This is a genomic window from Nocardia sp. NPDC127606, assembly GCF_042671725.1.
Lineage (GTDB): Bacteria > Actinomycetota > Actinomycetes > Mycobacteriales > Mycobacteriaceae > Nocardia.
Map to the genome: position 1 here is coordinate 1 of NZ_JBHXWQ010000019.1, position 7936 is coordinate 7936.

General features: G+C 63.7%; 9 protein-coding genes. 3 read left to right on the forward strand and 6 right to left on the reverse strand.

Going from position 1 to position 7936, the window contains the following annotated elements; genetic code table 11:
• Positions 1–68: 68 nt before the first annotated feature.
• The 6 genes from ACFVJ5_RS35685 to ACFVJ5_RS35710 are packed head-to-tail and all read right to left on the reverse strand — an operon-like array spanning position 69 to position 4072.
• Entirely contained in the window at positions 69–1292 is a 1224-nt protein-coding gene (locus tag ACFVJ5_RS35685) for a tyrosine-type recombinase/integrase (protein ID WP_379227156.1), read from the reverse strand.
• Positions 1289–1471: an excisionase family DNA-binding protein gene (locus ACFVJ5_RS35690; protein WP_379227158.1), complete on the reverse strand. Its 183-nt coding sequence runs from the start codon at positions 1469–1471 to the stop codon at positions 1289–1291. Before ACFVJ5_RS35690 ends, ACFVJ5_RS35685 begins: the two co-directional genes overlap by 4 nt.
• A gap of 13 nt (positions 1472–1484) precedes the next feature.
• Positions 1485–3215, reverse strand: coding sequence for a replication initiator (locus ACFVJ5_RS35695; RefSeq protein ID WP_379227160.1), 1731 nt, complete (start codon positions 3213–3215; stop codon positions 1485–1487).
• Positions 3212–3574, reverse strand: a complete 363-nt coding sequence (locus ACFVJ5_RS35700) for a helix-turn-helix domain-containing protein (RefSeq protein ID WP_379227162.1) — start codon at positions 3572–3574, stop codon at positions 3212–3214. The genes ACFVJ5_RS35695 and ACFVJ5_RS35700 overlap by 4 nt, the downstream gene beginning before the upstream one ends.
• A 4-nt stretch (positions 3575–3578) precedes the next feature.
• Positions 3579–3815, reverse strand: a complete 237-nt coding sequence (locus tag ACFVJ5_RS35705; protein WP_379227164.1) for a hypothetical protein — start codon at positions 3813–3815, stop codon at positions 3579–3581.
• Positions 3815–4072, reverse strand: a complete 258-nt coding sequence (locus ACFVJ5_RS35710; protein WP_379227166.1) for a hypothetical protein — start codon at positions 4070–4072, stop codon at positions 3815–3817. The genes ACFVJ5_RS35705 and ACFVJ5_RS35710 overlap by 1 nt, the downstream gene beginning before the upstream one ends.
• 115 nt (positions 4073–4187) lie before the next feature.
• Here ACFVJ5_RS35710 and ACFVJ5_RS35715 point away from each other — a divergent pair, with 115 nt between their 5' ends.
• From ACFVJ5_RS35715 to ACFVJ5_RS35725, 3 genes are all read left to right on the forward strand, one after another.
• A complete protein-coding gene (locus ACFVJ5_RS35715) occupies positions 4188–4541 on the forward strand; it encodes a GntR family transcriptional regulator (protein WP_379227168.1) in 354 nt (117 codons plus the stop codon).
• A gap of 199 nt (positions 4542–4740) precedes the next feature.
• Positions 4741–5838: a hypothetical protein gene (locus ACFVJ5_RS35720; protein ID WP_379227170.1), complete on the forward strand. Its 1098-nt coding sequence runs from the start codon at positions 4741–4743 to the stop codon at positions 5836–5838.
• A 20-nt stretch (positions 5839–5858) separates the two neighbouring features.
• Positions 5859–6347: a gamma-glutamylcyclotransferase family protein gene (locus tag ACFVJ5_RS35725; protein ID WP_379227172.1), complete on the forward strand. Its 489-nt coding sequence runs from the start codon at positions 5859–5861 to the stop codon at positions 6345–6347.
• Positions 6348–7936: the final 1589 nt, after the last annotated feature.

A 7936-nucleotide genomic window follows, 5' to 3' on the forward strand; every position in this document is an offset into this window, starting at 1 on the left:
CTTGAAAGCGAGCATGGGTAAAACCATCGGGGGTTCAAATCCCTCCGTCTCCGCCAAAGACCCGCAGGTCAGCCAGCGGACTTGCGGCGTGGCCGAGTTCGGATCGGTCGAGCAGGCCCGGTCTTGTCACGGTTTGTCACAACCGCGTTCAAACTGCGGGCAGCATCGGCGAGCGCGTCGGGCTGGCTGTGGACGTAGGTGCGCATCGTGAACGCGGCATCGCAGTGGCCCAACCAGGCAGAGACTACCGCGATCGGCACGTTCTGTAGGTGCAGCAGCGTCCCGCAGGTATGCCGAGCATCGTGCAGGCGCAGATGGCGGACCCCGGCAGCTTCACAGACCCGGTGCCACTCCCGAGACATCCGAGACGGGTCGGCAGGGTCCCCAGCCCCGTCGCTCACGGCATATTCGCCCGATCCGTAGGCCGAGCCCAGTTCGAGCTTTTCGGCCGCCTGAATCGCTCTCGCCCGTTTGAGCGCCACAGTGATCGCGGGCGTGAGCGGCAGTGTGCGGCGTGACTTCTCGGTCTTGGTGGTCTTCTCGATCACCTTGCCGTCCACCTGGATTCGCGTGTTCTCGATCTTCACCGTTCCAGCCGCGAAATCCACATCAGCCCAACGCAATCCGCAGATCTCGCCACGACGAAGGCCGGTCAAGGCGAGGTGCCACGCCAGCCCATCTCGGGCCCGATCAGCTATCGCGAGCACCTTGCGAACATCGGCGGCGCTGTAGGTCTCCATCTCTTTGCGTGACCCCGGAACCCGGTCGACCAGATCAGCGACATTGCGCGCCAACCGGCCCTGCCCCATCTGCGACACCAGCACCTTGCCAGTAAGCCGAAGCATGGGATTGATGGTCTGCGCATTCCACGTCTTGCAGGGCCGACCGTGCGCGTAGACGAACTCCCCGTCTTGCAGGTCGCTCACGAGGTCGTCGAGGTGCGCCTTGGAGAGTTGCTGAACAGGCAACGCACCGTGGCGATCCCGGAGCGGTTGCAGGGCGTGACGGTAGGCCGCCTTGGTGCTCTTGGCGACGCGCTTGCCATCGAGCCATTCCTTGCACGCCTGCTCGACTGTCATTGTCGACCGCGCGACGTAGGCCCCCTGAGACACCGCAGAGGCCACCGAGCCCAGAGCATCGCGGGCTTCCTTCTCGGTCCGGTAGCGCTTCCGGGTCTGCCGACGCTTGCCGGTCACCGGGTCAGTTCCGGCTTCGGTGGTCACCTGGTACCGGATCGCCCCGCTCTTGAGCGTGATCTTTTCGATCTGCGGGGGGAGCTGCCGCCTGCTCATGCCGCCCGGTCCATGCCGTCGAGTTCGGCGATGTAGTCGGCGACGGCCTGCTCGGACACGAGGCGACGACGACCGATCTTGACCGAGCGCAACGCACCGGACCCGATCAGCTCGTAGTACTTGCTGTGCCCGATCGGGATCAGCTTGCGGACTTCGGTCTCGTTGAGAAGCTTGGACATGACGAGTTCCTCCCTATGCTGCGGATTGCTGAATGGACGAATCTTGTTGTGGCACAACGGTTTCACGTGAAACACCGGGTGGTCCCTCGTCCTGCGCGAGACGGGCCATCGTGTACTGGGCGCGTTGGCTGATCCGCCTGTTCACCAGGTCCATCACCAGTTGCGCGCGAGGCGGTGCGTCCTTGTCACCGGGACGAACGGGGGTGATCCGCAGGTGCGAGGTATCGGGCGGGTAGATGCCGACAGCGGCGAGCTGCTGACGCACGAATTCCATGCGTTCGGCCTTGTGGTCGGGCAGGGTTTTGCCGGTCCAGTTGTTGGAGACCAAGCACCGTTGACCGGGCAGTCCGAGGGTGTCGCGGCGGTGGGCTTTGCTGTTGCACTTGCCCGGTTGGGTGTTCTCGCTGGCGCCCTTGGGAACGATGCCGTAGAGCAGCCAGACCCCGCAGCGAGGTGAGCACGGAGTGTGCTGCAACTCCGCGTGGAGCCGGTCGTAGTGCTCGGCCACCCGACGAGAACCAGGGGTCAGGAGCTCACCGAGGCTCTTGGTGAGGTACTTGGTCAGGTACCGCACGCTGTAGTCCATGCTGTCGGTGTTGGCCAGGATCTGGATGGGCTTGGACTGCGCGCCGAACTTGAGCGTGTGCGCGGGATCGAGTTCGTCTACCTCGTCCATCACCGCCAGCGCGTCATCCCAGTAGGTCAACGGTCGACCGGTCCGGGGGTCGGCGAAAGTGCCGGCGGAATAGTCCCAGACCGGCATCCGACCTTCGCCGTAGACAGCCTTGTCGAAGTGAGGCCACCAGATATTGACGTAGGTAGCCGCGGTGACCTGAGCGAGCAGTTTCTTGGAGAACGAGCCACGCAACGCCACATGCAGGTGCGGAGCGGCCCGGCGCTGAGGTTCGACCGTGGCGAAGTACTGGACGTTCCAACCCACCGCGCGACGCAGGTTCTCGATGAACTTGGAGAACAACCGGGCCGTGTGGATCGTGTCGCGGGCCTGGCGGGTGTAGTCGTAGGACTCCGGATCACGCGGGGAACCATCCGAGACCATCGCGCCCTTGCCGTCCTTGCCCCCTGTGGGGTCCCAGACCTGGTTGATCCGGCCGAACGAGTCCAGGGTGAGGGTGAAGAACGTCGAGGGGCGGTGTTTGCCGTCGGCGTATGCCTGCCCGATCGTCAGCGTCTTGTCGACTTTCAGACGCGGCAGGTCGGGCAGTCCGTCACGGCGACGGGTGGACTTGGTTTTGCGGCGTGGCTTCTCATCCAGGGCCGGGAGACGACCACGCACGCCGAGTTCGCGGAGCTCGGTGTCGAGGTCGGCCACCAGAGCCTTGATGGACTCGGCGAGCTCGTGTTCCTCGGTCCGGCGCGCTTCGTGGTACTCGGTGAACAGGGTTGCGCGAGCACTGAATACGGCCTGCTGCGCTTCGGTGACGACCGGTTCGGCGTCGACGGGTTCGTGGTCGGCGCACCACCCTTCGCGGAGCTGGGTGATACGCAGGTACTTATTCGCCTTCGCGCAGGCCGGGCAGGTCGTTGCCACGGTCGCCTTGCACGGGGCACCCACGTAGGAAGTCCGCGAGGTGTTCGGGTCGAACGCCCGCATCGGCACGACTCGCGCGCAGACGCCTTCTTTGTCGGCCATGTGTTCGGCGATATCGGTGATGTCGGGCATTGCCCGGCGGTCGGCAGCGGTTTCCCGTTGAGGGGCCAGGCCGATGATCGGTGCGGTACTCACGCCGTGGCCCCCATGGAACCGGTGGCCTTCTCGAGGTTCTCCAGACGGTCGGTGAGCCGGTCCAGGACAGCGGCCACGCTCGAGAGGCGATCGAGCACCTGTGCCAACGACACACCGCCCTCGACCACCGGAGCCGACACCGGGACCGTCGCCGGAGCAGAGGCGGGCAGGGGCCACAGCTCGGCCATCGGTCGAGCCACCACGCAGGCGACCCGGTGACGGGTGATCGGGTGCGGGCGTCGTCCCTGCGATACCCACCGTTCGACGGTCTTGGCGTCGACCTCGACACGTTCGGCCAGCATCGCGGGAGTCATCCCGGCGTTCAGGATCGCTTCTCGCAGAACAGCATTCGATGACATGGGATTACCTCTCCGGGGGTGTGAGGGTGAAGGACAGACCGCCGTGGCACCAGCGGCAGCGCTCGGAGGCGTCTTCGGGGTAGCGGTGGCCGTCGATGTACTCGGTACCGCCGCAGCGTGTGCAGATGTCCCAGGTGGTCGCGGCGTAGGTGTCGATGCACGAGGGCTTTTCGCAGTCGCGGCGCAGGCAGTAGGTGCACACGCCAGCGAGGTTCATCCGGGGCGGGGTAGGGACCGGCATCAGTAGCTCATTCCGTAGGCGCGGGCGTCGGCGCGGTAGTCCCACGGCTCGACCGTGGCGCAACGGGCCATCTCCGACAGCTCGAACAGGTGGTCGGCAGTGCCGTCGAGGTGATCGGTCCGGCAGACCGCGCACAGACCCTGATCCGATCCAGCGGCAGGGCGAGGCGGGTAGGTGACAACCCAGCCCGAGGAGTCGGAACGAACCGAGTTGGTCGAGCAGACCGGCCGGGTAGCAGTCGCGGTTTGCGTGTTCATTAGGTCTCCCCTGATCGGAGGCTGTTCGGGCTGACATATCAGTCTGTATCAGTATGGATCAGTTGTCAATGGTCTGATATAGATCAGTGACGGTCAGTGCCCGTAAGCTGGTCGAATGGATATCGACCGATCGGGATTGGCCGCGTACCAGCGGGTTGCCGAGCAGATCAAGCAGGACATTCGGGATGGCCGACTGGCTCCCGGTGCCCGCTTGCCCGGAAACCGGCAGATCGCGGAGGACTACGCGGTCGCGCTGGGGACGGCACAGAAGGCGTTGCAGTACCTGCGCGAGAACGGGTGGGTGACAGTTACCCCGGCTGTCGGCGTGTTCGTCGCCGAGGAGTGCCCACCCGAGGGCGGGGTGACCGACATTGAGGCCATGCGCGTCGAGCTCCGCAAGCTGCAAGCCGAGACGGCCGACCTGTCTGCACGTGTCGAGCGGCTGGAGGCGGACGCTGAGGGCAGCTAGTCGCGGTGCTGCATGGTGCATCTCATGCCCTTCGGTTGATCGTCGGCCGGTGGTAGTTCCAGCTAACGGCCAAGCGATGTGCACCCGCGATCACCTTCTTGTCGCGTCTTTCGCGGCTGAGTCATCCGCCGTCGCGTCTCTGTTGCGTCTGTGTCGCGTCGCCTAGGCTGGCTGCACAGGGTTGCAGGGAGGGGACCGAATGAGTGCGCAGCCGATTCAACTGAAAAAGCTTCTACGAGAACGTCATTGGCAGAAGTACTCGACCTTTTGTCGTGAGTACGACCGAGTTGCCGGGACTATCGACACCGAGCTGATCGGCACAGCGCCGAGTCGTGGGCAGCTACACCGATGGCTTGGTGGCGAGCTCAAGGGCCTGCCGTACCCCAACGCTTGCCGGATACTCGAGGGCATGTTTCCGGGATGGACAGCCGCAGCCCTGTTCGATCCCGCGCCCGATGAAGACCTACCTATCTCCGACGCGACCGGCGTTGGACAGCTGGTACGGGCAGTGAACGAGGCATTCCAGACGCCCGATGCGCACCGTGCGGAGTGGACACCCGAGCCCAATTCGCTACCGCATCGGCCTGTTCGGCTAGACGGGGCGCTGGATTCAGTCGGCCAGGAAATCCCCGATTCAATGCAGCGGATCAGCAAGAAGCTTGTCGCACTTGCCCGCGTGCTGCGCATGTCGCCCGATGAGACAGCCCGCCTTGCGAGCCTTGCCGGTCAGGTCGTTGAGCTGACCATGCAGGTAGACATCGTGATCGGAGACGACGGCCATGCTGTCGTGCGGTACTCACATGAGCTGTTCAACATGAGTACTCAAGCAATCACCCGTATCCCGCGCGAGGTGTGGTTCGAGCACACACCGAACTCGATCACGATCACGCCGCAGTCGGCCGGATCGCGGAAGGTGCTTGTTCAGCGCATCCACGACACACCGGGCATGGCAAAATTCGCGTGCCAGATATCGCCGCCGATTCAGCCGGGGGAGACGGGCACAGTCGCCTACGAGGTCACCGGTGGTCGGTTCATCAGCGACCACTATTGGCGGCAGAGTATCCCCAGATACACCAGGCACATCACGATCACCCTGCGTCACAACGCGGTTGGTCGGTTGCTGTCGTACGCTGCGCTCGAGGAGCAGGCAAACGGGTCGGAGCAGACCGTGTCCGAGGATCTCATGTGGGACAACGACGGAACCGATGTGCTCGTCACCCTTACCCGCAACTACCTGCGGCCCGGTCAATCTGTCACCGTGCGATGGGATGTTGAGCACATCGAACGTGCCCGTTGAGCACTCAGGAGGTACACGCCATGCCAGTAACCGCCCGCGTTCATGTCGGCCGAACCGACATCTTCGGACCCGAGGGGTTGGCGTCGACCTCCACCGCGCCACTCTTCGCCTATGGCACCCTGCAAGTCCCCGAAGTGGCTCAGACGCTGATCGGACGGGTACCGGATACCCGGACTGGGGAGCTCAATGGCTGGGTGGCCGCACCGTTGCCGGGACGCATGTACCCCGGATTGGTTCGTGACAAGACCCGCCGAACACCTGGGCTTGTCGTCACCGGACTTACCGCGGCAGAGTGGATGCTCTTTGATCGGTTCGAGGACGAGGACTACGCACTTGAGCGTGTGACCCTCACCGATGGCACCGACGCATGGGCCTACGTCTGGCAGCTCGACACAGACCCCGGCGTGTGGAGCATGTCCGACTTCCGTTCGAACTTTCTGCCGCAGTACGTCGACAGGTGCGCAGCATGGTCCGAGCGAGACACCAAACACCGGTCGATCCCGCGATAACGACGCAGGCTTGTTGGCGAGCCCACATCACGACAACAAGTTGTTGCTGAAATTCGCTATATAGAGTCAAGGCGCCTGCGGCGGCGCGTGCGCGCCGCCGCCGCGCTACGACGCGCAGCGGGCTTGCTCGTACCTCACCGCCCGGCGCGTCGGCACGTCGGCGACGCGCACACGCTGTCAGCAGACGCCGCAACTCTGAAGGCTCACCACAGCATCGACCCGAGCAGTGGACGAGGCCGACGAGAGCCAGACCGCGGATTGCTGAACGGAATTCCCGAGCCCGATTCGGCCGGCATATGCCCCGATCGACGGCCACCAGCCCGCCGAATCCCGAACGGTGCTGCCGCACGAGCTTCGCTCGATTGCCCCATAGGGCCCTGACTGCCGGACCCGCGTAGACGGTCACCGAGCCGTCACCAGTCCACCCGGAATCCGCCGGCACACTTCCCGATCACCATGCCGCTCACCAGGTGCGACGAATTGCTGAACGGAATCCGCGGTGTGGGTGGTGGTATCGCGACCGGTGGCCGCGTGGCCCTGTTCTGGGTTGGCCTGCATTGTGATCCCGCGCTCCTCACACCTCAAGGGCGCCGATGGCGTCAGCTTCGCTGATTGCTGAGCAACCCTTGACCTGTGAGCCTCTGCGCGTGAACGGCAGGCCGTATGGGGCAGGCAGGTGAGCCAGCCCCTTGGTGCGCACCCCAACCCAGAACAGGGCCAATGCCGCATCATGGTCGGTTATCGGCGGCTACTGGCGCCTTGCGGAACAGGCGGGACCGACCGCGCCCCAGCGAACTAGAGGCGCGGCCAAGACCTAGCCCTTGAGGAACACGAGGCAAGCGGCAAACACTGCTGACGCTGTGCCCCAATCCGCGAGCAATCCGACTGCGCTGGCAACTGCAAGGCTGAGCGTCATCTTTACGATTGGCTCGCGGTACGTTGAGCCGGGCTCCTTTGGCGGAGGGGTGAACTGTACGGACAAACCTGAATCGGGCATGATGATCCTGTCTGTGTGTCTCGCGATTTCATGGGCTGACCAGCCCTCATCTGCGCATCAGGTGGGGGCTGGACCTTTGAGCCCGCTATTTCCTTGCCGGGCAGACACATTGGATCATGCACCCGCGGGCATCGCCACCATGGGTTTCCCGTTCGAGTACAGGATATGTAGCCCGTTGATGACAGGATAAGTTCTCAACATAAGTTGAAGTCCTGACAGGATAGAAAAGCGATTTTGGTTCGTCTGTCAAAGTCCGTGGTCACTGCGTTACAGGATTCCGCGACGGGTGTCAGGATAGATTGACAACATAGGTTGAAGTCCTGACAGGATAAGCAAGTTTACGGGGGTGTGATTTCCATCACTGCCCGGTGGGATGCGTCGTCAGCCGAGACGTTAGCCCGGGGAGTTGTCACCTTGTTGTCACAAGTCGCCCGTACAACCCTGGACACGACGAGACCCCCACGGAAGCATTTCAGCACTTCGCGTAGGGGCACGGACGTCAGTAGACGATGAGCAGACCGTCACCAGTCGACTTGAAAGCGAGCATGGGTAAAACCATCGGGGGTTCAAATCCCTCCGTCTCCGCCAAAGA

Coding starts and splice junctions, on each gene's coding strand:
- ACFVJ5_RS35685 (WP_379227156.1), bottom strand. CDS start 1,292: ATGAGCAGGCGGCAGCTCCCCCCGCAGATCGAAAAGATCACGCTCAAG.
- ACFVJ5_RS35705 (WP_379227164.1), bottom strand. CDS start 3,815: ATGCCGGTCCCTACCCCGCCCCGGATGAACCTCGCTGGCGTGTGCACC.
- ACFVJ5_RS35690 (WP_379227158.1), bottom strand. CDS start 1,471: ATGTCCAAGCTTCTCAACGAGACCGAAGTCCGCAAGCTGATCCCGATC.
- ACFVJ5_RS35710 (WP_379227166.1), bottom strand. CDS start 4,072: ATGAACACGCAAACCGCGACTGCTACCCGGCCGGTCTGCTCGACCAAC.
- ACFVJ5_RS35720 (WP_379227170.1), top strand. CDS start 4,741: ATGAGTGCGCAGCCGATTCAACTGAAAAAGCTTCTACGAGAACGTCAT.
- ACFVJ5_RS35715 (WP_379227168.1), top strand. CDS start 4,188: ATGGATATCGACCGATCGGGATTGGCCGCGTACCAGCGGGTTGCCGAG.
- ACFVJ5_RS35725 (WP_379227172.1), top strand. CDS start 5,859: ATGCCAGTAACCGCCCGCGTTCATGTCGGCCGAACCGACATCTTCGGA.
- ACFVJ5_RS35700 (WP_379227162.1), bottom strand. CDS start 3,574: ATGTCATCGAATGCTGTTCTGCGAGAAGCGATCCTGAACGCCGGGATG.